Source organism: Citrobacter sp. CK180, assembly GCF_030333655.1.
Lineage (GTDB): Bacteria > Pseudomonadota > Gammaproteobacteria > Enterobacterales > Enterobacteriaceae > Citrobacter_B > Citrobacter_B koseri.
The window spans coordinates 87,933-112,084 of the sequence record NZ_JAOWFM010000053.1; the positions used below are offsets into that span (position 1 = coordinate 87,933).

The 24,152-nt window shown below is 54.3% G+C and carries 19 protein-coding genes, 2 tRNA genes and 1 pseudogene; 9 read left to right on the forward strand and 13 right to left on the reverse strand.

The features are described from left to right. The first annotated feature begins 238 nt into the window (after positions 1-238). From ypdA to OGV50_RS16250, 3 genes are read left to right on the forward strand one after another with little or no spacing between them, the layout of a single operon-like run. The gene (ypdA, locus tag OGV50_RS16240; protein WP_096753865.1) at positions 239-1,936 is read left to right on the forward strand and encodes a two-component system sensor histidine kinase YpdA; all 1,698 of its coding nucleotides are present in this window, start codon (positions 239-241) and stop codon (positions 1,934-1,936) included. Positions 1,937-1,950: 14 nt separating this feature from the next. Then, positions 1,951-2,685 carry a two-component system response regulator YpdB gene (gene ypdB / locus OGV50_RS16245; protein WP_058667806.1) on the forward strand — a complete coding sequence of 245 codons (735 nt, stop codon included), beginning with the start codon at positions 1,951-1,953 and terminating at the stop codon, positions 2,683-2,685. A gap of 14 nt (positions 2,686-2,699) precedes the next feature. Further along, positions 2,700-3,557 (forward strand): AraC family transcriptional regulator, encoded by an 858-nt coding sequence (locus OGV50_RS16250; protein ID WP_012131402.1) that lies wholly within the window; start codon positions 2,700-2,702, stop codon positions 3,555-3,557. Between the two features lie 217 nt (positions 3,558-3,774). Here OGV50_RS16250 and ptsP read toward each other — a convergent pair. The 6 genes and pseudogenes from ptsP to glk form a co-directional block, all read right to left on the reverse strand. Next, a pseudogene (gene ptsP / locus OGV50_RS16255) lies at positions 3,775-6,200 on the reverse strand (phosphoenolpyruvate--protein phosphotransferase). Positions 6,201-6,226: 26 nt separating this feature from the next. Then, entirely contained in the window at positions 6,227-7,264 is a 1,038-nt protein-coding gene (gene ypdE, locus OGV50_RS16260; protein WP_200090859.1) for an aminopeptidase, read from the reverse strand. After that, on the reverse strand, positions 7,264-8,349 hold the full coding sequence (gene ypdF, locus OGV50_RS16265; protein WP_115614589.1) for an aminopeptidase: 1,086 nt from the start codon (positions 8,347-8,349) through the stop codon (positions 7,264-7,266). The genes ypdE and ypdF overlap by 1 nt, the downstream gene beginning before the upstream one ends. A 16-nt stretch (positions 8,350-8,365) precedes the next feature. After that, positions 8,366-9,613: a PTS fructose transporter subunit IIC gene (locus OGV50_RS16270; protein WP_012131398.1), complete on the reverse strand. Its 1,248-nt coding sequence runs from the start codon at positions 9,611-9,613 to the stop codon at positions 8,366-8,368. Between the two features lie 20 nt (positions 9,614-9,633). Then, positions 9,634-9,960, reverse strand: a complete 327-nt coding sequence (locus OGV50_RS16275; protein ID WP_286488633.1) for a PTS fructose transporter subunit IIB — start codon at positions 9,958-9,960, stop codon at positions 9,634-9,636. Between the two features lie 247 nt (positions 9,961-10,207). Next, complete coding sequence (gene glk / locus OGV50_RS16280; RefSeq protein ID WP_012131396.1) at positions 10,208-11,173, reverse strand: glucokinase; 966 nt, start codon at positions 11,171-11,173, stop codon at positions 10,208-10,210. A gap of 204 nt (positions 11,174-11,377) precedes the next feature. On the opposite strand from glk, the gene OGV50_RS16285 reads away from it, so the two are divergent. Next, entirely contained in the window at positions 11,378-12,613 is a 1,236-nt protein-coding gene (locus OGV50_RS16285; RefSeq protein WP_200090860.1) for an ion channel protein, read from the forward strand. A 13-nt stretch (positions 12,614-12,626) separates the two neighbouring features. On the opposite strand, the gene OGV50_RS16290 is transcribed toward OGV50_RS16285, so the two are convergent. Continuing rightward, positions 12,627-14,282: an alpha-keto acid decarboxylase family protein gene (locus OGV50_RS16290; RefSeq protein WP_012131393.1), complete on the reverse strand. Its 1,656-nt coding sequence runs from the start codon at positions 14,280-14,282 to the stop codon at positions 12,627-12,629. 182 nt (positions 14,283-14,464) lie between these two features. Between OGV50_RS16290 and mgrA the strand changes: the two genes are divergently transcribed. Both mgrA and ypeC read left to right on the forward strand, forming a co-directional pair. Beyond that, positions 14,465-15,463, forward strand: coding sequence for an L-glyceraldehyde 3-phosphate reductase (gene mgrA, locus OGV50_RS16295; protein ID WP_286488634.1), 999 nt, complete (start codon positions 14,465-14,467; stop codon positions 15,461-15,463). A 124-nt stretch (positions 15,464-15,587) separates the two neighbouring features. Continuing rightward, a complete protein-coding gene (gene ypeC, locus OGV50_RS16300) occupies positions 15,588-15,908 on the forward strand; it encodes a DUF2502 domain-containing protein YpeC (RefSeq protein ID WP_024130138.1) in 321 nt (106 codons plus the stop codon). 100 nt (positions 15,909-16,008) lie between these two features. Here the strand turns inward: ypeC and OGV50_RS16305 are convergent, their stop codons facing one another. Then, positions 16,009-17,247 (reverse strand): Nramp family divalent metal transporter, encoded by a 1,239-nt coding sequence (locus OGV50_RS16305; RefSeq protein WP_071260155.1) that lies wholly within the window; start codon positions 17,245-17,247, stop codon positions 16,009-16,011. Beyond that, a complete protein-coding gene (locus OGV50_RS23675) occupies positions 17,228-17,317 on the reverse strand; it encodes a hypothetical protein (protein WP_418222348.1) in 90 nt (29 codons plus the stop codon). The genes OGV50_RS16305 and OGV50_RS23675 overlap by 20 nt, the downstream gene beginning before the upstream one ends. A gap of 275 nt (positions 17,318-17,592) precedes the next feature. Between OGV50_RS23675 and nupC the strand changes: the two genes are divergently transcribed. Further along, positions 17,593-18,780 (forward strand): nucleoside permease NupC, encoded by a 1,188-nt coding sequence (nupC, locus tag OGV50_RS16310; RefSeq protein WP_012131386.1) that lies wholly within the window; start codon positions 17,593-17,595, stop codon positions 18,778-18,780. Between the two features lie 80 nt (positions 18,781-18,860). Here the strand turns inward: nupC and OGV50_RS16315 are convergent, their stop codons facing one another. The 3 genes from OGV50_RS16315 to OGV50_RS16325 form a co-directional block, all read right to left on the reverse strand. Then, positions 18,861-21,059, reverse strand: coding sequence for a bifunctional diguanylate cyclase/phosphodiesterase (locus OGV50_RS16315; protein WP_200090863.1), 2,199 nt, complete (start codon positions 21,057-21,059; stop codon positions 18,861-18,863). A gap of 210 nt (positions 21,060-21,269) precedes the next feature. After that, positions 21,270-21,345, reverse strand: a tRNA-Ala gene (locus OGV50_RS16320). Positions 21,346-21,384: 39 nt separating this feature from the next. Then, positions 21,385-21,460, reverse strand: a tRNA-Ala gene (locus tag OGV50_RS16325). A gap of 221 nt (positions 21,461-21,681) precedes the next feature. On the opposite strand from OGV50_RS16325, the gene OGV50_RS16330 reads away from it, so the two are divergent. Then, on the forward strand, positions 21,682-22,044 hold the full coding sequence (locus tag OGV50_RS16330) for a YfeC-like transcriptional regulator (RefSeq protein ID WP_200073624.1): 363 nt from the start codon (positions 21,682-21,684) through the stop codon (positions 22,042-22,044). 1 nt (position 22,045) lies between these two features. Continuing rightward, entirely contained in the window at positions 22,046-22,435 is a 390-nt protein-coding gene (locus OGV50_RS16335) for a MerR family transcriptional regulator (protein ID WP_012131383.1), read from the forward strand. 76 nt (positions 22,436-22,511) lie between these two features. Here the strand turns inward: OGV50_RS16335 and gltX are convergent, their stop codons facing one another. Then, positions 22,512-23,927 (reverse strand): glutamate--tRNA ligase, encoded by a 1,416-nt coding sequence (gltX, locus tag OGV50_RS16340; RefSeq protein ID WP_047462188.1) that lies wholly within the window; start codon positions 23,925-23,927, stop codon positions 22,512-22,514. Between the last annotated feature and the right edge of the window lie 225 nt (positions 23,928-24,152).

Below are 24,152 nucleotides of genomic sequence, written 5' to 3' on the forward strand. Positions count from 1 at the left end.
ACGGGAATACTCAGCAAAATACCGCCCATAACAACCATCAATTAATTAACATTTTGATATCAATAAAATTACCTTAAGGCGTTCCTCATCCTGGTGAGGTCTTGTCATTTCTCTAACAAAAGATCAATCCCCTTTTAATATTATGGTTTTTCCTCATTAACAGCGCCGCATCAGCGGGCTGGTCATATGGGTGCGGGTTACCTATCATAGTGGTTTAACCCAGTCACAAGAGTCACCCGTGCACGAAATATTCAACATGCTGCTGGCGGTATTTGACCGGGCAGCGCTAATGCTGTTCTGTCTGTTTTTCCTCATCCGTATCCGCCTGTTTCGCGAACTGTTGCATAAGTCAGCGCACTCCCCGAAAGAGCTGCTCGCCGTTACCGCGATTTTCTCGATGTTCGCCCTGTTCAGCACCTGGTCCGGCGTACCGGTCGAAGGCTCGCTGGTGAATGTTCGCATCATCGCCGTGATGTCCGGGGGCATTTTGTTTGGCCCGTGGGTCGGGATCATTACGGGTGTGATCGCCGGTATTCACCGCTACCTTATCGATATTGGCGGGGTCACTGCCGTACCGTGTTTTATCACCAGTATTCTGGCGGGATGTATCGCGGGCTGGATAAACCGGAAAATCCCAAAAGCACAGCACTGGCGCGTGGGTATTTTGGGCGGGATGCTTTGTGAAACCTTGACCATGATTCTGGTCATTGTCTGGGCGCCGACCATCGCGCTGGGCGTAGATATCGTGTCCAAAATCGGTATCCCGATGATCCTCGGCAGCGTATGTATCGGTTTTATCGTGCTGCTGGTTCAAAGCGTGGAGGGCGAGAAAGAGGCCAGCGCCGCGCGGCAGGCCAAGCTGGCGCTGGATATCGCCAACAAAACGTTGCCGCTCTTTCGCCAGGTCAACAGCGAATCACTCCGCCAGGTGTGCGAAATCATCCGTCATGATATCCATGCCGACGCGGTAGCAATCACTAATACCGAACACGTTCTGGCCTATGTCGGCGTGGGGGAAACCAACTACCGCAATAACGATGATTTTGTCAGCCCGACCACGCAACAGGCCATCAATTACGGGAAAATCATCATTAAAAACAATGATGAAGCGCACCGCACGCCGGAAATACACTCAATGCTAGTCATCCCATTATGGGAAAAGGGCGTAGTGACCGGGACGCTAAAAATCTACTACTGCCACGCGCATCAGATCACCTCTTCCCTGCAAGAGATGGCGATCGGCCTGTCGCAGATTATCTCCACCCAACTGGAAGTGTCCCGCGCGGAGCAACTGCGGGAAATGGCAAATAAGGCAGAGCTGCGAGCGCTGCAAAGTAAAATTAATCCCCATTTCCTGTTTAATGCGCTGAACGCCATTTCGTCATCCATTCGGCTCAACCCGGACACCGCACGCCAGCTCATTTTTAATCTGTCACGCTATCTTCGCTATAACATTGAATTAAAAGATGATGAGCAAATTGATATCAAAAAGGAGCTGTATCAAATCAAGGACTACATCGCCATTGAGCAGGCTCGTTTTGGCGACAAGCTGACCGTCATTTATGATATTGATGAAGAGGTGAACTGCTACATTCCCAGCCTGCTTATTCAGCCGCTGGTAGAGAATGCAATCGTCCACGGCATTCAGCCCTGTAAAGGAAAAGGCGTAGTGACCATCAGCGTCGCCGAATGCGGCAATCGTGTGCGAATCACCGTCAGGGATACCGGCCACGGTATTGATCCTAAAGTAATTGAGCGGGTGGAGGCGAATGAAATGCCGGGAAATAAAATCGGCCTGCTGAATGTCCATCATCGCGTTAAGCTGTTATACGGTGAAGGGCTGCACATCCGCCGTCTGGAACCGGGCACCGAAATCGCCTTTTATGTACCCAATCAGCGCTCCCCTGCCGCCGCACCGGCAACGTTATTGCTTTAACCCGGAGATGAGTAGTGAAAGTCATCATCGTTGAAGATGAATTCCTGGCCCAGCAAGAATTAAGCTGGCTGATAAAAGAGCATAGCCAGATGGAGATTGTCGGTACGTTTGACGACGGTCTGGACGTGCTCAAATTTCTACAGCATAACCGCGTTGACGCCATTTTTCTGGACATCAATATTCCCTCGCTGGATGGCGTACTGCTGGCGCAAAACATCAGCCAGTTCGCCCATAAGCCGTTTATTGTGTTTATTACCGCATGGAAAGAGCACGCGGTAGAGGCGTTTGAACTGGAAGCATTTGACTACATACTGAAGCCGTACCAGGAATCACGCATCGTGGGGATGCTACAAAAGCTGGAGGCCGCCTGGCAACAGCAGCAGGCCGTCGCCGTTCCCGGCAGCCCTGTCGCCCGTGAAAACGACACCATTAATCTGATTAAAGATGAGCGCATTATCGTCACGCCGATCAACGATATCTATTACGCGGAAGCGCATGAAAAGATGACGTTTGTCTACACGCGACGGGAGTCGTATGTCATGCCGATGAATATCACCGAGTTTTGCAGCAAACTGCCAGCGTCGCATTTCTTTCGCTGCCACCGCTCGTTTTGTGTGAATTTAAACAAGATCCGCGAAATCGAACCCTGGTTTAACAACACGTACATCCTGCGGCTCAAAGATCTGGAATTTGAAATCCCGGTCAGTCGGAGTAAAGTGAAAGAGTTCAGGCAGTTAATGCATTTATGACGCAGGATTAAGTGATGAAAGAGCCAGGCTTGCCCGCAGACCAACAGTTTTTTGCCGATCTGTTCAGCGGCCTGGTGTTAAATCCGCAGCGGCTGGGACGCGTCTGGTTTGCCACGCAACATACCGCTCTCCCCACAGGCAGCCTGTGTATTGATTTACCGCGTCTCGACATCGTATTGCGCGGAGAATACGGTAACCTGCTCGAAAAAAAACAGCACGCCCTGACGGAGGGGGAGATGCTGTTTATCCCCGCCAGGGCGGCAAACCTGCCCGGTAGCGATAAACCGGTGATGCTGTTAAGTCTGGTGTTTGCCCCGGCCTGGTTAGGATTATCGTTTTACGATAACCGTACCGCTTCTCTGTTACGCCCGGTGCGACGCATTGAGTTAGCGCACCAGCAGCGCGGCGAAGGGGAAGCCATGCTCACGGCTCTGACCCACCTGAGCCGCTCGCCTCAGGCGCAGGATATTATTCAGCCTCTGGTTCTCAGCCTGCTGCATCTGTGCCGTAGCGTGGTCAATACTCGCCCGGACTCACGCCGCCCGCGCTCGGAATTTCTCTATCACAGTATGTGCAACTGGGTGCAGGACAACTACGCCCGGCCGCTGACGCGGGAAAGCGTGGCGCAGTTTTTCAATATCACGCCGAATCACTTATCAAAACTGTTCACCCAGCACGGCACCATGAGTTTTGTCGAGTATGTTCGCTGGGTGCGAATGGCGAAGGCGCGCATCATTTTGCAGAAGTACCATCTGTCGATTAGCGAGGTGGCGGAACGTTGCGGATATCACGACAGCGACTATTTTTGCCGCCTGTTTCGTCGGCAGTTTGGCCTGACGCCGGGAGAGTACAGCGCGCGTTTTCAGGGTTAACCGCCGGATGGCGGCGTAACGCCTTATCCGGCCTACATGTAAAACGGATAACCGGGCATAACCGCCGAATGGCGGCGTAAACGCCTTATCCGGCCTACATGTAAAACGGATAACCGGGCATAACCGCCGGATGCGGTGTACACGTAAAACGAATAATTGGCGTACACGTAGGCCCGGTAAGCGAAGCGCCACCGGGCATTCACTCAGACACTCAGATTCAAAACGTCAGTTCCGCCTCCAGCAGCACCAGAAGACTTTCGGCATCCTGAGCGGCGAACAGCGACTGACGGAAGTTTTTATTCACCAGCTTACGCGCCAGCTGCGAAAAGACTTTCACATGGTTAATCCCTTCATCAGCGCCCAGCGTCAACATAATCACCAGCTCAACCTCGCCCATCTCCGACTGCCAGTCAACAGGGCGCGCCAGCCGCGCAATGCTGATGCTGGAATGGCGTATCCACTGTGATTTGGTATGCGGGATCGCCACGCCAAAACCGACAGCAGTCGTGACAATCTCCTCGCGTTGCCAGACATCCTCTTCCAGCTCAAACGGATGCTCAGTACGCCCGTTTACGCCGAGATTGCCGAAAAGAAACTGGATCACCTGCTCTTTGTTGCTCAATGACTCGCCCACAAAGATATTTTCCAGCGCCAGCAGCGGACGCACGTCTTTTTGCGGCGCAAACTGATTCAACAGCGTTTCAATCTCCTCTGCGCTACGACACTCACAGGCCTGCGCCGCAAGCGCCCGGCACGCCTGGCTGTCCATCTGCCGCAGCTGGCTTTTCACGCCAGGGATTCGCGGGCTGCTCATGCTTAATTCATCCAGTTCCAGCCCCAGCAGTAACGGTAAATATCGGCTTTCACCGCCCAGCTCGCCGCAAATCCCCACCCATTTTCCGTGCTGATGCGCCGTGCGGACAATCTGCTGCAACATGCGCAGAAATGACGGCGTAATCGGGTTATACAGCGGCGAGACACGCGGATTATTACGATCGACGGCATACAGATACTGGGTCATATCGTTCGAGCCGATGCTAAAGAAATCCACCTCATCGCAGAAGTGGTCGATGATGTAACAGACCGACGGAACTTCCACCATAATCCCCAGCGGGATCGTTGCAGCATGGCGCAGCCCATCTCTTTTGAGTTCCACGATCGCTTTTTGCAGCTCGCTTTTAACCCACAGGATCTGATCGAGACTGTGCACCATCGGGATCATCAGTTGCGCCTGACCAAAAGTTGCCGCACGCAAAATAGCGCGAAGCTGCGTGCGAAACAGCCCGGCAAACTCAGGATAAATACGCACGGCGCGATAGCCGAGGAAAGGGTTCTCTTCCTGCGGGATATTGAGATAGCGAATATTTTTATCGCCGCCAATGTCCATCGTGCGAAAAATAACCGGCTTCTCTCCCGCCGCAAGCAGTACCTGCTGGTAGGCCTCAAACTGTTCCTGTTCGTCAGGGGCGCTGTCGCGATCCATGAACAACATTTCGGTGCGGAACAGACCGATGCCTTCCGCGCCATTGGCAAACGCGCCCGGCGCTTCCAGCGCCGTACCAATATTGGCGGCGATATCAAGACGCTGATTATCCCGGGAAAAAGCAGGCAAAGACGCTTCTCTCGCCTGTTGCTGTTGACGCTTATCCGCCAGTTGCTGCGCAATGGCGTAATAGCCGCAGACGGCGGCGTTCGGGTTAATCGCCAGCACGCCGCACTGGGCATCCAGCACCGCAGGTTGCCCGGCGTAGCGACTGAGCGCGTCCAGGGGCAGCCCACTGAGCACCGGAATCGCGGATGCGCGCGCCAGAATCAGCGTGTGCGACGTTCTGCCGGTTTTCTCCAGAATCATGCCGGACAGGTGCTGCAAATCGAGGCTCAGGAACTGGCTTGGCGTCAGATCTTCCGCCACCAGAATGGTCGGCTGTTCAAGAATCAACGTATTACGCGGGCGTCGTTCCGGCCAGGTGATATGCAGCAACTGTTCGCTAATATCACGAATATCGCTTACCCGCTCGCGTAAGTAGTCGCTTGCGGAGGACGACAGCTTGTCGCACACCTGCTCCATATTGGCGATAATCGCCGCGCCCAGCCCCTTGTGCTGCTCGTCCATCAGGCGGCGAATGTTCCCCGCAAACTCGTCATCCTGGATCAGCGACAGATGGGCGCTAAGGATCGTTTTACTTTCACCGTCACGTTCGCGAAGCTGTTGATTAAGCTGCTCCGCCAGCGTCGCCAGGCTATGTTCAAGCCGGGTGCTGTCTTCCGCGCTGGCCGGAATTGCGCGATACGCCTCCAGATTGTCGTTTTGCCACAACGTGAGCGCGGCAGCGGATGCGCCGCCAGTTCCGCAGAGGTCGGCTGAACGCTGTCACTGTCGATAAACCGGTGCTGGAGATAGGTCTCCAGAGAACGCCTGGCCTGCTCTTCATCACTGCCGCTAATGTTCAGACTGCAACTGTCGTTAAACAGCGTTCCGGTGCCGATCAGCGCCAGCGAGCTTTTCGCGTCCGCGCGCGCATTCTGGCGATGGTTAATAAACGTCACCTCGCTTTGCCACTGGCTACACTGCTCTTTCAGTTCCCACGCCGGACGCGCATGCAGGCCATTTGGCAACGGGCAGAGAAATTGAATCGTTAACATAACAACTCCTGATTAACGCAAGACGCTCATCTGAAATCCGTAAGATGAACGACGGTCTCACGCGTAAGACGGGTAATAAGTGCCGATAAAAGTTGCTGCGTATGGATAATGTCGCGGCAATCCGCAATGGACGCGGCGCAATGCCCGTGACGCGTGGCGGGCCCAATAACCACCGTCGGGGTTCCCGTCCCGGTCAAATGCACCGCTCCGCCATCCGTCCCTCCATTACTGAACATATCCAGTTGCAGCGGCAGACCGGAGTCACTGGCGACGCTTTCAACCCAGGCGGTCAGTTTGGGCGGTGCGATGAGTGACTTATCGGCAAGCACCAGCATCGGCCCTTTACCGATCTGCCGATGATTCGCCGCGCCATAATCAAAGTTTTTCGCCCAGCAGGCGGTGTCCAGCACGATAGCGATATCGGGAGCAACCGCGCGAGCGGCCGTTTGCCCGCCGCGTAACCCGACCTCTTCGCTGGAGCTGGCTACCAGCCAGACCTCGGCGGGCAGCGCTGCGTCATGCCATTCACGCAGCAGCATGATCAACAAGTAGCACCCCAGTCGGTCATCAAACGCTTTCCCCATTACCCGCTGGTGTGGCAGCACCTGAAACACAGAGTCAAAAGTGACGCGATCGCCTGGTCGAACGCCCGCCTGGATCACCTCATCATATGAGCGTGCGCCAATATCGACCCGCAAGGCGCCAACCTCATTTCCATTACGCTCGCCATCCAGCAAACCGGGAATTTTACTGTCTTCCCGCGTGGTAATACGCACGGGCTGGAGCTGACGGGCCGCCATACGCACGTTGCCGACCGGCAACACATCGATCGCCCCTTCCGACGAGATACTGCGCACAATAAACCCCACCTCATCCATGTGCGCGCAGATCATCACTTTCGGCCCATCGGACTCATTAAGACGGATCAGCACCGATCCCAGCCCGTCAAAGCGCACCTCTTTGTGCAGACGATCCGCTTCCTCCAGTAAGATCTGGCGCACTTCCTGTTCTGAGGAGGCAATGGCATCCGCCTCGCTCAGGGCTTTTAACAGCGATAAATCCATTATGCTTCTCCCGTGAGCAATACTGTTTTCGGCATCGTGTAGAGCACTTCCGCGCCGTCTTCCGTGACCAGTACGACATCTTCAATACGCACGCCGCCCTGCCCCGGCAGGTAAATGCCCGGCTCTACGGTCAGCAACATGCCTGCGGCAAGTCGGGTGGTATCCGTGGGTGAAAAGCGCGGCGCTTCATGCACCTCAATGCCGATAGCGTGCCCGGTGTTGTGGCCAAAATAATCGCCATAGCCCGCCGCCTCAATCACCCGACGAGCCGCAGCATCCACCGCCTGGCAGCACACGCCCGGACGAATGGCGGCAATCGCCGCCTGCTGCGCCTCAAGAACCGTCTGGTAAACGGCGAACAGCGGATGAGATGCGACGGGCGCATCCTGCCCGCTCACGAGGAATGTTCGCGTCATATCCGAACAATACCCCTGATATTGCGCCCCAAAATCCAGGGTAATAAATTCACCCGCCGCGACGATTTTTTCGCTGGCTTTACCGTGGGGTAACGCCCCACGCCAGCCGCTGGCGACGATGGTGTCAAAAGAGGCTTTTTCCGCCCCCTGCTGGCGCATAAACCACTCCAGCTCCGCGGCAATTTCTCGTTCGCGAAGGCCGGGGCGAATAAAACGGCGGATATGCTCCGCGCTGCAATCGGCAATCCGGCAGGCCTCGCGTATCAACGCTATTTCCTGTGCCGTTTTGATCTGTCGCAGCGCGTCCGGCGACGCGCTCACCAGCTTCGCCCGCAGCCTTTCCTGCCAGCGTTGCGCGCAATCCCAACTCACCTGCGCGCCTTCAAAACCAATGACCTGCAATTGCTCGTCGTCGATTATCTGGTTCACAATGGAAGTCAGCGTCTGCGACCCGGCCAACAGATGCAGTTGATCGCCATGCGCTCGCGCTTCAACGTCAGCGTAATAGCGGCCATCCACCAGCAGATGCGCGCTTTTATGCGTGATAAAAACAAACCCGGCGCTGCTGGAAATCCCCAAATGCGGTTGCTTGTTCTGCCGGGATGAAATCAATACCGCATCCAGGCGTTGTTCCACCAGCCACTGGCGAAGCGATGCACGTAACGTCATGATGTCAGTCCTTTTTTCAGAGGCTTTCAATCAGCAGTTTGCCTCTGCGATACATCATGTGACGCAGGAAAACGACCATCAGCGCCGTGATCACCGCCCCTAACACGATCCCCGCCATATAGACGCCAAGATTGCTCACCAGCGGCCATGCCCAAATCGCAGACTCAGGGAACCACTGCACGGCGCCCAGCCAGACGGCGGTTGTCGAGCCGACAATCGCGCCCACCATATACGAAGGGATTGCCGTAATCGGGCTTTCCAGCGCGAAAGGAATCGCCCCCTCGCTGATCCCCATAAACGCCAGGAACATCGCGGTTTTGCCTTGCGGATACAGTTGCGCGTTAAACAGGCGCTTACCGGTTAAGCGACGATCGAGAATCGTTGCCAGCCCCAGACCAATCGGCGGGATCACAATCGCGATAGAACGCGCGGTGACGGGTAAAACGTGATCGGTAGTGAAACTAAAAGCGACAAATCCTGCGGCCTTGTTAATCGGGCCGCCGAGGTCAATTGCCGTTGCCGCCGAGATCCCCATCGCATACATCAGCGTTCCTTTTTCACCCGCCGCCGTCAGTAGCGTACGGATACCGCCGTTAATCCATCCGCCAAACGGCGTGATCACGTAGTACATCGCCAGCATCACAAAAATAGCGGACAAAATGGGCAGCAAAAAGGTGGTTTTGAAGGCCAGTAAGAAATCAGGCAACTGGATTTTTTGATTCATCCACTTCACCAGATAGCCCGCGACAATCGAGATAATCAGCGCCCCGATGAACGTTGACGGTACGGGCGCGGTCGTTACCCATTGCAGGCTGGCCGGGTCAAAATTCAGTATCTGGGTTGGCTGGGTGGACATTAAGCCGCCGATGAATCCTGCGGGAAAGGCCAGCTTACCGCCGATAGAGTTAGCGACAAACGCCGCGAACATTGGAATCGCAAAGCCAAACAACACGCCGCCAAAGGATTGCGATAGCCAGGCGAATTTCAGTAATGAGAGGTTAAAACCGTCGAATTTTCCGCTATTCAGCGCATCCATAATGCCGGTATCTGCGGGAATTTTCAGCCAGCTATAGGCAATCAGCTGGCTGAAAGCGAGAATCACCCCACCCATGATTAACGTGGGCACCATGCGCGAAATACCCGACATGACGTGCTGCGGAAGTTCGCCCCAGAAGCTGTTACGGGAGGCCGGAGGGGTTTTTATTGCCGCTGCCGCACCGGATGCGCCATGCACAACAGTTGCACTGCGTTTTTTAATGGCCATATGTGTATCCCTGTCGAAAATTATTGTTGCTCTGCCGCAATCATCTCTTCGATTTCTTTAATGATACCGGCGGCGTTTTTTATCGCGTCCTGGAGCGTAATTTCATACACATCGCGCGACTCAAACCGTTCATTGTCTTCGGGGGTAACGGCAACGGGATGGATGATTAGCGTCGCCTCAGCGATATCCTGCGCCGTCAGGCGATTCTGGATGCCGTCCGCCCCCTGGGTTTCAATTTTCACCTCGTATCCCGCTTCAACCGCCGCCTCTTCCAGCGCCTGAGCCGCCATAAATGTGTGGGCCAGCCCCATCGGGCATGCGCAAACAGCAATGAGTTTTTTCGCCATAACAGACTCCTCCAGATAGTTAACGAGAGAAATTATGGCGGTGAGAGCCTGCGCATTGTTATCAGACAAATAATGCTTTTACTGGACAAATAATCCCGTTAAACAGAAATGTGACGAGCGTCGGAAAGGTCGGCGACGGGCACAAAAAAACCGCGTCAATGACGCGGTTTAAGGCCGGATAATGCAGGCAACGACTGTCATGCCCTGCCTGATGGCGCTAACGCGTATCAGGCCTGCCGATCTTCAATTACAGAATTTGCCCTAACGTCTGGCGCAGATGCGCGCCGGAACCGAGCAGACCGGGATTATCATGCACAATCAGGTAAACCGGAATATCCTGAACGTAGGCTTTGAAACGGCCTTTGTCTTCAAACCCGCCACGAAAGCCGGAGGCTTTAAAGAACTCCAGGAAGCGCGGCACGATGCCGCCCGCAATGTAGACGCCGCCAAACGTGCCCAGCGTCAATGCCAGATTACCGCCAAAACGGCCCATAATGACGCAAAACAGCGACAGCGCACGACGAGAGTCAATGCAGGTATCCGCCAGCGCGCGTTCGGTAATATCTTTCGGTTGCAGATTTTCCGGCAGACGGCCATCAGATTTGACGATAGCACGATACAGATTCACCAGCCCTGGCCCCGACAACACGCGCTCGGCGGAGACGTGACCAATTTCCGCACGCAGTTCTTCGAGAATAATGCCTTCCTCTTCGCTGTTCGGCGCGAAGTCAACGTGACCACCCTCGCCCGGCAGGCTGATCCAGCGTTTATCGACATGAACCAGGTGTGCCACCCCTAATCCGGTTCCGGCGCCGTAAACGGCAATCGGTTTGCCGGCAACCGGTTCCGCGCCGCCGAACTGGATCAGATGCTCTTTGCGCAGCATCGGGATCGCCATCGACACGGCGGTAAAATCGTTGATGATTTCCAGATGGCTAAAGCCAAGATTCTTTTTCATCTCCGCAATAGAAAATGCCCAGGTGTGGTTAGTCATCGCCACCCAGTCACCGGTGATCGGGCAGGCGATAGCGATACAGCCGTCTTCCACCCTGGCGTTATGCTCGTCCAGATACACGCGAACCACGGCTTCGAGGCTCGGATAGTCCAGCCCGGAATAGGTTTTCGCCTGCGAAATCTCCCCGCTGGTCATATCGCACAGAGCAAGACGCGCGTTGGTGCCGCCTACATCACCTACTAAAGCATATTTTGTCATTCTTCTACTGCTCCGCTAAAGTCAGAATAAATCTTTGCCACACTGTAAATTCATGGGGGCATAACAACAACGGTCGAAAGGCGAGCTCCCCAAAAATATCGATCTGCATCACATAATTACTTTATCGTTTCAGCACCATTTGCAGCGATGCCGTCGGGCAGGCTGTGCAAACTAAGCATATGACTCAGTATTAAGGAATAGATCATGCTCCATCCGCGAGCCAGAACGATGCTGTTATTATCGCTTCCCGCACTCATTATTGGCATTGCCTCCAGTCTGGTATTGATCGCCGTGATGAAAGTCGCCTCCGTTTTACAGCGCCTGCTGTGGGAGCAAATCCCCATCGGCCTGGGCATTGCTCATGATTCCCCCGTCTGGATTATCGGCATGCTCACGTTTACCGGGATCATGGTCGGGCTTGTCATCCGCTACAGCCCTGGGCATGCAGGCCCGGACCCGGCGACCGAACCGCTGATCGGCGCGCCGATGAACCCTGTCGCGCTTCCGGGCCTGCTGATCGCGCTCATTCTCGGCCTGGCAGGTGGAGTAAGCCTGGGGCCGGAGCATCCCATTATGGCGGTGAATATCGCGCTGGCCGTCGCTATCGGCGCGCGCCTTTTCCCACGCATAGGGGCGCTGGACTGGACGATCCTGGCTTCCGCAGGCACTATCGGCGCGCTGTTCGGCACCCCTGTCGCCGCCGCGCTGATTTTCTCGCAAACCCTGAACAGCTCTGACGATACGCCCTTGTGGGATCGTCTGTTCGCTCCGCTGATGGCGGCAGCCGCGGGATCGTTAACCACTAGCCTGTTCTTCCATCCGCACTTCTCCTTGCCGATTGCGCACTACACGCAAATGCGGCTGAGCGATATTTTCAGCGGCGCAGTGGTGGCGGCCATTGCGATTGCGGCGGGTATGGTGGCGGTATGGTGTTTACCACGTCTGCATTCGTTGGTGCATCGTCTGAAAAATCCGGTACTTATTCTCGGTATCGGTGGTTTTATGCTGGGGATTCTGGGCGTATTGGGCGGGCCGCTGACTCTCTTTAAAGGACTGGACGAGATGCAGCAGCTGGCGTTCAGCCAAACGCTGGGCGCCACGGACTACTTTATGCTGGCGATCGTTAAGCTGGGCGCGCTGGTTATCGCCGCCGCCTGCGGTTTCCGGGGCGGGCGTATCTTCCCGGCGGTCTTTGTGGGCGTGGCGCTGGGTCTGATGCTGCACGCGCATGTTGAAGCGGTTCCGGCGGCAATTACCGTCTCATGCGCGATTCTGGGGCTGATGCTGGTCGTAACCCGTGACGGCTGGCTGAGTCTGTTTATGGCCGCAGTCGTCGTACCGGACACCACCCTGCTTCCGCTGTTGTGCATCGTTATGCTTCCCGCCTGGCTCCTGCTGGCAGGCAAGCCGATGATGGCCGCCAACCGCCACGACAGATAACCAGCCACCGCGTTTACTCCCCGTTGCGCGATTCCAGCGCGCGGGTGACGGTACGCAGCAATTCCGGCAAATCGGCTTTCGGCAGCACGACCTCAATCAGCGAAAGCCGCTGCGGGGATTTCAGGCGCGCCAGCACTTCCTCCAGCTGGATAGCCTGCGTTACCCGCCAGCACTCCGCCTGACAGTTCGCACTGAGCGCCTGCGGAACCTGCGTCCAGTTCCATCCGGCGATATCGTTATAACGCTGGTTCGCCCCATGAATGGCGCGCTCCACGGTATAGCCATCGTTATTGAGCAGCAGAATGACCGGCGACTGTCCATCCCGCATCATCGACCCCAGTTCCTGAATCGTCAGCTGCGCCGCGCCGTCTCCGGTAATCAGAATCACTCGCCGTTCCGGGCAGGCGGTTTGCGCGCCAAAGGCGGCGGGCAAAGCATAGCCGATTGATCCCCAAAGCGGTTGCACCAGCACGTCCGCGCCAGCAGGCAGTGAAAGATCCGCCGCGCCAAACGCGGCGGTTCCCTGATCGGCAAGGATAATATCGCCCGGCAGCAGGTACGCCTGTACCGTATGCCAGAAGTTTTCTTGCGTCAGCGTCCCCTTCTCAATATGGCCGCCGGGCGCATGCGCCGGGGTCGGAGGAGGCGAAAATGAAAGTTCCAGACATAACTCGCGCAACGTAGTGACCGCCTGCTCCATCGACAGACCGCTGAACCAGCTATTCCCGACGCGCGAAGCATGCGGCTGGATTTCAATCGTGCGTTCCTGCGGCAGTTGCTGTGTGAAGCCCGCCGTCAGCGTATCGACAAACCGGGTGCCAACGCAGATAACGGTATCAGCCTCTTCAATCGCCTGACGCACCGATTCACTGCTGGCTCCGGCGCTGTATGTACCGACAAAATTCGGGTGCTGCTCATCAAACAGCCCTTTGCCCATGAGCAGCGTCGCGTGCGCTATTGGCGTTTCCGCCATCCAGCGTTGTAAAACTGGCTGCAAGCCAAAACGCAAGGCGAGAAAGTCTGCCAGCAGCGCCACGCGCGGGCTGTTCATCAGCCGCTGGCGCGCGCGATAGCGAAACGCCGCCACCGTGTCATTTTCCCCTTCAGCACGGTCAGGTGTGAGAACGTTTACAGGAGGGACAGCAGGTCGTTTTGCCACATCCGCCGGTAACATCAGATAGCCGGGTCTGCGCATCGTCAGCATTCCGCGTAATACGCGGTCGATTTCATAACAGGCGTTCTGTTCATTCAACACGGCGCTGGCGGCCGTTACAGCCTGGCTTATACGGTAAAAATGCTGAAAGTCGCCATCGCCTAGGGTGTGATGCATCAGTTCGCCCCGCCGCTGTGCGCCGCTGCATGGCGCGCCGACAATATGCAGCACGGGAACGTACTCTGCGTAGCTTCCCGCCAGGCCATTAAGCGCGCTTAACTCCCCTACGCCGAAAGTGGTCAACAACGCCCCTGCCCCGGCTAACCGGGCGTAGCCATCAGCCGCATAGGCGGCATTCAGCTCATTCGCGCACCCTACCCAGCATACGTCACGATGCGCAATCACATGGTCAAGAAACTGCAAATTATAATCGCCCGGCACACCAAAAAGATGCCCGATACCGCAGCCTGCCAGTCTGTCCAGCAGGTAATCCGCAACGGAATATGGGGTTTGCATGACAGCTATCCTTCTGACGGTAACCTCATGTTGAGTATTAAAGAACTGTGATAGCTGTCCAGAAAAGCTGCTGCAAAAGGGGTGGAAAGCAGGATTTACAGTTTTTCACGGTGTAATCTCATTGAATAACAATCCGTGTAAACGTATACACTGGAAACTCACGTCATTCAGAGGGCAACAACATGGTTTATCGGGCCGATGAAAATCGCTACCAGACAATGGAGTATCGCCGCTGCGGTCAGAGCGGTTTAAAGCTCCCCGCCATTTCACTTGGGCTATGGCACAATTTCGGTGATACCACTCAGGTAGAGAACAGCCGGGCGCTGCTACAGCGTGCTTTTGATCTGGGAATTACCCATTTTGATCTCGCGAATAATTACGGCCCGCCGCCAGGCTCAGCAGAGCGCCATTTTGGCCGTATCCTACAGGAAGATTTTTTACCGTGGCGCGATGAACTGATCATTTCCACTAAAGCGGGTTATACCATGTGGGATGGCCCTTACGGTGACTGGGGTTCGCGCAAGTATTTGATAGCCAGCCTCAATCAAAGCCTGAAACGTCTGGGGCTGGAATATGTCGATATCTTCTATCACCACCGCCCTGACCCGGAAACGCCGCTCAAAGAGACGATGAAAGCGCTGAATCATATTGTTCGTCAGGGAAAAGCGCTGTACGTCGGGATTTCCAACTATCCGGCGGATCTGGCCAGACAGGCCATTGAGATCCTGGACGACCTGGGCACGCCGTGCCTGATTCACCAGCCCAAATACTCGATGTTTGAGCGCTGGGTCGAAGACGGCTTACTGGCCTTATTGCAGGAGAAAGGCGTTGGCAGTATCGCCTTTTCACCGCTGGCGGGCGGGCAATTAACCGATCGTTATCTCAACGGCATTCCGGCTGATTCCCGGGCCGCCAGCGGAAGCCGCTTCCTTAACCCGGATCAGATTACCCCAGAGAAACTGGAAAAAGTGCGCCAGTTAAATGCGCTGGCCGGACGTCGGGGGCAAAAACTGTCCCAGATGGCGCTGGCCTGGGTGCTGCGCGACGACAAAGTGACGTCAGTGCTGATTGGCGCCAGCAAGACCGCGCAAATTGAAGATGCCGTGGGGATGCTGGCAAATCGTCATTTTTCTCCCGCCGAATGCGCAGAAATCAACGCAATCCTGAACGGCAGCCAATAATCACTTTTTAGCAAAAAGTGCTCTCACTCATGATTTAAGAGTTAAGGCGATGAAACGGGGCTTTACCGCCCCGTAATATTGCGTTAACAGGCCGATTACGGCTCGATCGTGAAGGAGAAAAAGAATGTTCAGGTCACTGATTCTGGCGGCAGCCTTATTGGCTTTTACACCGCTTGCCGCGAACGCTGGCGAAATCACCCTGTTGCCATCGATAAAATTACAAATTGGCGATCGCGATAATTACGGTAACTACTGGGACGGCAGATACTGGCGCGACCGGGATTACTGGCACCACCATTATGAATGGCGTAAAAATCGCTGGTGGCGACACGATAATGGCTATCATCGCGGCTGGGATAAGCGCAAAGCCTATGAACGCGGCTACCGCGAAGGCTGGCGCGATCGCGACCACCACCCTGGCCGGGGTCACGGACACCGTCATTAAAAATAGCCCCGTTCAAACGGGGCTATTTTCGAATTGTGTTTTTATCAGCAATACCGATTCAACCATTTCTCTTAACTTCCCTGGCTATACGGTCTTTAAATCACAACCCCAGCGCGGTTCCTACCAGCAACCAGATATTCAGCGCCACCACCAGCACCACAATCATCCAGCCGATGTACTTGACCCATTGGGTATTCACCAGATCGCCCATTAATGTGCGATCGCTGGTAAAAATCAATAACGGCACCAGCGCCAGCGCAATGCCGAAACTCAGCAGGACCTGGCTCATCACCAGGATTCGGGTTGGATCAAGCCCCATAAGAATAACGATAAACGACGGCATCATCGTGACAGTGCGGCGTACCCACAGCGGAATATGAAAGCGAACAAATCCCTGCATCACAACCTGCCCCGCCAGCGTACCGACCACGGTGGAAGAGAGCCCCGCCGCAACCAGGCTCAGGCCGAACACCGTCGCCGCAGCATGGCTAAGCAGCGGTTCCAGCGTCAGATACGCCTGATCAAGATCGGCAATACCGGTATGCCCGCTAAAATGGAACGCGGCGGCAGCGGTCGCCATCATCGCCAGGTTCACGAACCCTGCAATCGTCATCGCTATCGCCACATCCCATTTGGTGGCGGCATAGCGCTGCTGCCGGGAGCCGCCGTGCAGATGCTGCGTTAAAGAAGAGTGCAGATAGATAACGTGGGGCATGATGGTCGCGCCCAGCACCCCGGCAGCCAGAAATACCGCCTCAGAGTTCGGCAGGCTGGGGATGATCATCCCTTTGCTCAGCTGCGCCAGGCTTGGCTGCGAAAAAATCAGTTCCACAATATAGGCTGCGGCCACAAACAGCAGTAATCCGCCAATCACTTTTTCCAGCGGTTTTTGCCCACGACGCTGCAACATCAGAATCAGGAATGTGGCGATACCTGTCAGCACCGCCCCCTGCAACAGGGAGATGCCGAGAATGAGTTTAAAGCCGATCGCCGCCCCGATAAATTCCGCTAAGTCGGTGGCCATCGCGATGATTTCCGCCTGAACCCAATAGAACCAGACGACAGGGCGCGGGTAATGATCGCGAATTTGCTCCGCCAGGTTTTTGCTTGTCGCAATCCCCAGTTTGGCCGACAGAACCTGGATGAGCATCGCCATCAGGTTCGCCCAGACAACCACCCACAGCAATTTATAGCCAAAGCTGGCCCCGGCCTGGATATTGGTCGCAAAGTTACCGGGATCGATGTATCCGATCGCGGCGATGAACGCCGGGCCCATCAATGCGAGCCTTAACTTGCGCGCCGCCCGTCCACTACTGCTTTCAACGCGATCGTTTGTCATCTTTTGCCTCAGAAACATAGCCTTTGCTATGTTTTATGCTATGTTTATTGAGAATGATTATCAAGTGCATTTTAATGGGTAACGTTGATATCTCTGATAGCGCCAGGCTATGGGTCAGCAAGGGAGGGTCGAAAAACAAAACCAGGTTGTTTGTTAATTGTATGAGATTAGCACAATGACATAACTTTTCACTTCCATACTAAACATAACAGAAACGTATTCCAGATCACTAATTTTGAATCTCATCACAGCTCCTTATTATAGTGTGTGTTTGATCTCGTTTTCTTTATTGTTGTTGCATAGAATGTGCACGGAAATTAAACCTGCCTCATATTTGGAGCAAATATGGACCGCGTCCTTCATTTTGTCCTGGCCCTCGCTGTTGTTGCGGTACTCGCACTGCTGGTAAGCCATGACCGTAAAAAAATTCGCATTCGTTACGTCATTCAGCTGCTTGTTATCGAAGTTTTACTGGCCTGGTTCTTCCTGAACTCAAACGTTGGCCTGGGCTTCGTGAAAGGTTTCTCCGAGATGTTTGAAAAACTGCTCGGTTTTGCCAACGAAGGGACCAACTTCGTTTTCGGCAGCATGAACGATCAGGGCCTGGCCTTCTTCTTCCTGAAAGTCCTTTGCCCCATCGTCTTTATTTCCGCGCTGATCGGTATTCTTCAGCACATCCGCGTTCTGCCGGTTGTGATTCGCGCGATTGGTTTCCTCTTATCCAAAGTCAACGGGATGGGTAAACTGGAATCATTTAACGCCGTCAGTTCCCTGATTCTGGGCCAGTCTGAGAACTTTATCGCGTATAAAGACATCCTCGGCAAAATGTCCCGCAATCGTATGTACACGATGGCGGCAACGGCAATGTCTACCGTATCCATGTCTATCGTGGGCGCGTACATGACCATGCTGGAGCCGAAATATGTCGTTGCGGCGCTGGTTCTGAACATGTTCAGCACCTTTATCGTTCTGTCAGTGATCAACCCGTATCGCGTCGAAGCCAGCGAAGAAAATATTCAGATGTCTAACCTGCACGAAGGTCAGAGCTTCTTCGAAATGCTGGGCGAATACATTCTGGCGGGCTTTAAGGTCGCGATTATCGTTGCGGCGATGCTGATTGGCTTTATCGCCCTGATCGCGGCGCTGAACGCCCTGTTCGCGGCCGTTCTGGGCATCTCCTTCCAGGGCATTCTGGGTTACATCTTCTACCCGGTGGCCTGGGTCATGGGGGTTCCGGCGAATGAAGCGCTTCAGGTAGGCAGTATCATGGCGACCAAACTGGTATCTAATGAATTCGTCGCCATGATGGATCTACAGAAAATCGCCTCTACGCTCTCTCCGCGCGCGGAAGGCATCATCTCTGTATTCCTGGTCTCCTTCGCTAACTTCTCTTCCATCGGGATTATCGCAGGCGCGATTAAAGGTCTGAACGAAGAGCAAGGCAACGTGGTTTCACGTTTTGGTCTGAAACTGGTGTACGGCTCAACGCTGGTGAGCGTACTGTCTGCGTCTATCGCAGCGCTGGTTCTGTAATTACGGTATCGCCAGGCGGCGGCGCAAACGCCTTCATCTGGCCTTACGACGCGCAACCGGGGACATGTTCCCCGGTTTTTTTATAGCTGTGGCGCTTCCAGCGGGCGCGGTCGCCCAATCAGATAACCTTGCAGATAGTTCACGCCCAGGCTTAAGAGTAATTCCCGCTGCTCCGGCGTCTCGACAAATTCGGCAACCACGCATAAGGATTTCGCTTTCGCGAGATCGGTAATTGATTTCACGATCATCGCATCCAGAGAGTCCGTCATAATATCTTTTATGAAGCAACCATCAATCTTGATGATGTCTGCCCGCAGGCGTTTAAGACGTTCATAGTTCGCGTATCCCGTACCAAAATCATCAATGGCTATCCTGAAACCGAAATTCCGCAGTTGCGCAATATTCTGCGTGCTGATTTCAGAATTGGAAAACGCCTGCTCTTCGGTGATTTCGATGATCACGCTTTCTGGCGTAATACCATAACGCCTGAACAGGCCGATAATGCGTGATGCGCTCTCTTTATTCAGTAACGTCAACGGCATTAAATTGACCGAGAAACGGGCGCCCGGCGCTGTCGTCGGGTGGGTAGCTATCCATCGCAGCAGGGCCTCCACAACCTGTAAATCAAAGCGGGCGCTGAGGTTAAATTGGGCAATCAGTGGAATAAACTGATCCGGTGTCATGATGCCGTCATCACTTTTCAGCCGCGCCAGAACCTCCGCATACCCCTTCCCCTGCGCGTTGAGAATCGGTTGCGCGTACAAAACCAGATCGCCGTTCTCCAGCGCTTTGCGAACCTTTTGCAGCAGTAATACCCGTTCCGTCGTCTGATCGGAGACCACCTCAAGACTTTGGGTCAGCGCCATAACCCGGTGGTTCGCGCAGGATTGCTCCGACAGCCAGCTAAGCTGCCCCAGCAGGGGTTGCAGCGTCTCCTGCCTGCCGTCGTAAACGCCCCACGCGGCGCCGTATTCCATGTCCAGCCCGGTATTGTTCCAGTAAATTTTGCGGCTATTGAGGAGATTAACCATATGTTGCAGGCGGGCTTCCGTCTCAGGGCCGCGAAGCACTAACAACAATTCGCTGCCAGGCACCTGAAATACGCTCTCGTTTTCTTGCAGGAACGGTTGCAGCATTCGACACACCGAGCGTTTGCAATGAACGCGCATCAGCATGCCGTAATGTCGACTCAAAAATTCCAGGTTTTCCATCCGCAGGCAGCAAACCGTTTGTCCTGTTCCCTGCAACAAAAATTGCTCCAGCGCGCGAATGTTAGGAAGGCTCGTCAACGGGTCGGTTAACGCCTGGCCATGCCACTGTCGGTTCAACCATTCGCTGCGTTGATAAATACACACCATATACAGCAAACAAATACTAAAGGAGATGAGAACAGAGAGGATAAAGGCCAGTGAATATTCGGAGCCGACGCCCTGCAAGAAATTCCGGTTATACACCAGCAGGCACAGCGCAGAGATGGCCCAGCTGAGGTTCAGCAGCGGATAACTCAACCTGCCCACACCGAGCGTAAAAACAATAAAAAAGACGGGCACCAGATAACCGGCAATATAGTCGGCATCAAAAGGCGCGCACATCAGAACGATCAGCGCCACGACGACGGAGATCCAGGTCAGGGTAAACAGACGCTTCTCTTTGACCAGATACGGCGCAATGTCCCTGCGCCAGAAAATGCGGCAATAGCGCGGGTTGATTATCATCCGCAGAGGATAATAAAAGAGCATAGTGAAAATCAGGACCGCTGAAATCAGGCTCAGAATATCCACGATGGTATAAATAATGGTTGCCGTACCAAAGAATGTTGATATCGCAACAGGGTAGTCCAGACAATGCCCCGCGAGATACATGCTGGCTTTGATGCCCGCCGGCGCGACAAACCCGAGCCAGAAGATACGCAACCAGATATTCCTGTCAGGCAATCCATGACGCCAGCGCGCCCCCACTTGCCAGCGGACAATCCCGCAAATGCCCAATACGGAAAAGGTCTGACAAAATAACAGCACCGCTGCCTGCATTAACGGGAGATGAAGGTTCCAGTGATTGGTCGCCATCATCGCTAAAATGATGGGGACAATACCGCGTCGGCCAAATAAGAACAGCACGGAAAACATGACGCATAGCGGCAGCCAGGCCAGGAAAATAGAGCTGTCATCGACAACGGCGAGCGGAGAAATAGAGCGGGAGAACTGTATGCCGACAATGGATAGCGTCAAAGAAACGATAAATATTTTTATATTTTTTAGTAAGTTATGCTTATCCTGCATAGATTCCCTGTTCTCATCAGTCACGCTATAAGGCACACAAATAATAAGTTTATTCGTGACGCGAAGCAAACCTGCACAGGCCTGATATCAGGCGCTCTTACACGTTCTTTCATTTGATACAAAGGTATTGACGCTTACTGAAACTGTATTACAAAAATGGCGGGAACGCAGATACAAAAAACCCCCGCTTTTCAGCGAGGGTTCAAATTTTGGTGGAGCTAAGCGGGATCGAACCGCTGACCTCTTGCATGCCATGCAAGCGCTCTCCCAGCTGAGCTATAGCCCCACGATGCTTTTACGTACCAGATTTGTTGGGATTCAAATTTGGTGGAGCTAAGCGGGATCGAACCGCTGACCTCTTGCATGCCATGCAAGCGCTCTCCCAGCTGAGCTATAGCCCCGTCACGTAAAGCTTGTCGAGTTGACGGGCGGCATCATATGAATTCCCTTCGCATGTGTCAACGGCAAAATGCCACCGGCAAATTCAATCGCTGAAAAAGCAGGCAAATGAAGAACATTGCGTAACAACTCGCATTTAGTAGTTAAACGCGTCACGGTTTCAACTAAAATGATGCTATAAAGTGAACCGCTAATTAACCATACGACTATTCAGGGAATCGTTATGTTCAAGGAACGGATGACGCCAGAAGAACTCGCTAATCTGACCGGTTACAGCCGACAAACCATCAACAAATGGGTGCGCAAGGAAGGCTGGACGACGTCGCCCAAACCAGGCGTACAGGGAGGAAAAGCCCGGCTGGTACACGTTAATGAGCAGGTTCGCGAATATATCCGCAGCGCCGAGCGTTCTGCGGAGGGAGCATCGGAATCCTTTTCGTTAACCAGCGATACCTCTCTTGAATCGCTGCTGGTCACGCTGGTCAAAGAGATGACGCCATCTGAACAGAAGCACTTTACGTCTTTGCTTTTGCGTGAAGGGATTACCGGTTTGTTACAACGCTTAGGGATTCGCGATAGCAAATAATATGAAAAAATTACGCAGCAAAATGACGACCGAAGAGCTGGCGGAGTGCCTTGGCGTCGCCAGACAAACCGTTAATCGGTGGATCAGAGAACAAGGATGGGAAACTGAAAAGTTTCCGGGCGTAAAAGGCGGTCGGGCAAGGCTCATTCACATTGATGCTCGCGTACAGGAATTTATTCTTAACATCCCTGCCTTCCGCAACCATTCTGCGTTTTATCAGGCGGAGGAGCCGCTTGCCGAATACAGCCACGTTGTGCGCAGCCACGCCTATCGCCAGATTATTGATGCCGTGGAAAACATGTCGTCCAAAGAGCAGGAAAAGCTGGCGCAGTTTCTGTCGCGAGAAGGCATACGCGGTTTTCTCGCCCGTTTGGGCCTTGATGAATCGTAGACCCAATAAGCGCAGCGCCATCGGGCAACAGGCCGGATGGCGGCGCAACCCCCATCCGGCCTACGGTTAATACACCTTACTGCTGATTTTCACGTTCCGCGATAAAAGCCAGCGCTTTATTGATGCGCTCAATGCTGCGGGATTTACCAATCGCATGCACCGTGACGTCCAGCGCCGGAGACTGGCCTGCGCCAGTGACGGCAACGCGCAGCGGCATACCGACTTTCCCCATCCCCACTTCCAGTTCATCGGCTGTCGCCTGAATTGCATGGTGTACGTTTTCTGCGCTCCACTCTGTGATGGCCGCCAGCTTATCACGCACCACTTCCAGCGGCTGACGCGCGACCGGGCGCAGGTGTTTTTTCGCCGCATCCGCGTCGAACTCAGCAAAGTCCTCATAGAAATAGCGGCAGCTTTGCGCCATCTCTTTCAGTGTTTTGCAGCGTTCGCCCAGCAGTTTCACCAGTTCAGCCAGCTGCGGGCCGTTACGGGTATCGATATTCTCCTGCTCAATGTGCCATTGCAGGTGCGTTGCCACATATTCCGGCGCCAGAGAATTGATGTAGTGATGGTTCAGCCACAGCAGTTTGTCAGTGTTGAACGCACTGGCGGATTTGCTCACGGCATTCAACGAGAACAGCTTGATCATCTCTTCACGGGTGAAGATCTCCTGATCGCCGCTGGACCAGCCCAGACGCACCAGGTAGTTCAGCAGCGCTTCCGGCAGGTAGCCGTCGTCACGATACTGCATCACGCTGACCGCGCCATGACGCTTGGACAGTTTTTTACCGTCGTCGCCGTTGATCATGGAAACGTGCGCGTACACCGGAACCGGCGCGTTCAGCGCTTTCAGGATGTTAATCTGGCGCGGCGTGTTGTTGATATGGTCTTCGCCACGAATCACATGGGTGATTTCCATATCCCAGTCATCCACGACCACGCAGAAGTTATAGGTCGGGGAACCGTCGGTACGACGAATGATCAGATCGTCCAGCTCCTGGTTGCTGAATTCGATCGGCCCACGGATCTGGTCGTCAAAAATAACGGAGCCGTCCTGCGGGTTGGCAAAACGCACAACGCAAGGCTCATCGTCAGAATGATGTTCGTGACCATGACGGCAGCGGCCGTCGTAACGCGGCTTCTCGCCTTTCGCCATTTGTTCTTCACGCAGCGCTTCCAGACGCTCTTTGGAGCAGTAGCATTTATATGCCGTACCCGCTTCCAGCATCTCATCAATCACCGCGTTGTAACGATCAAAACGTTTGGTCTGGAAATACGGGCCTTCATCCCATTCCAGGCTCAGCCAGTTCATACCATCCATAATGGCTTCAATAGCTTCCGGCGTGGAGCGTTCGAGATCGGTGTCTTCAATACGCAGCACAAACTCACCGCCGTGGTTACGTGCAAAAAGCCAGGAGTAAAGAGCAGTACGCGCGCCGCCGACGTGCAGATAGCCTGTCGGGCTTGGCGCGAAGCGAGTTTTGATTTTCATGAAATGGCCTTACGTTTATTAAAGATGCCGACAACCGGCAAATCCGGGAAAGATTATCAGGCTGGTATTCTATCACCGTGGTCTGATTCCTCAATGTTGTTCGGGTTGGAACATCACGCTTTGCGATTTTCGTATACAAATCATGCTGAACGGAGTAATTCGCGATCGTTTTGTTTAAATTTACGACGAACGGACAATTTCTTTAGAAAATGCGTTGACTCATTT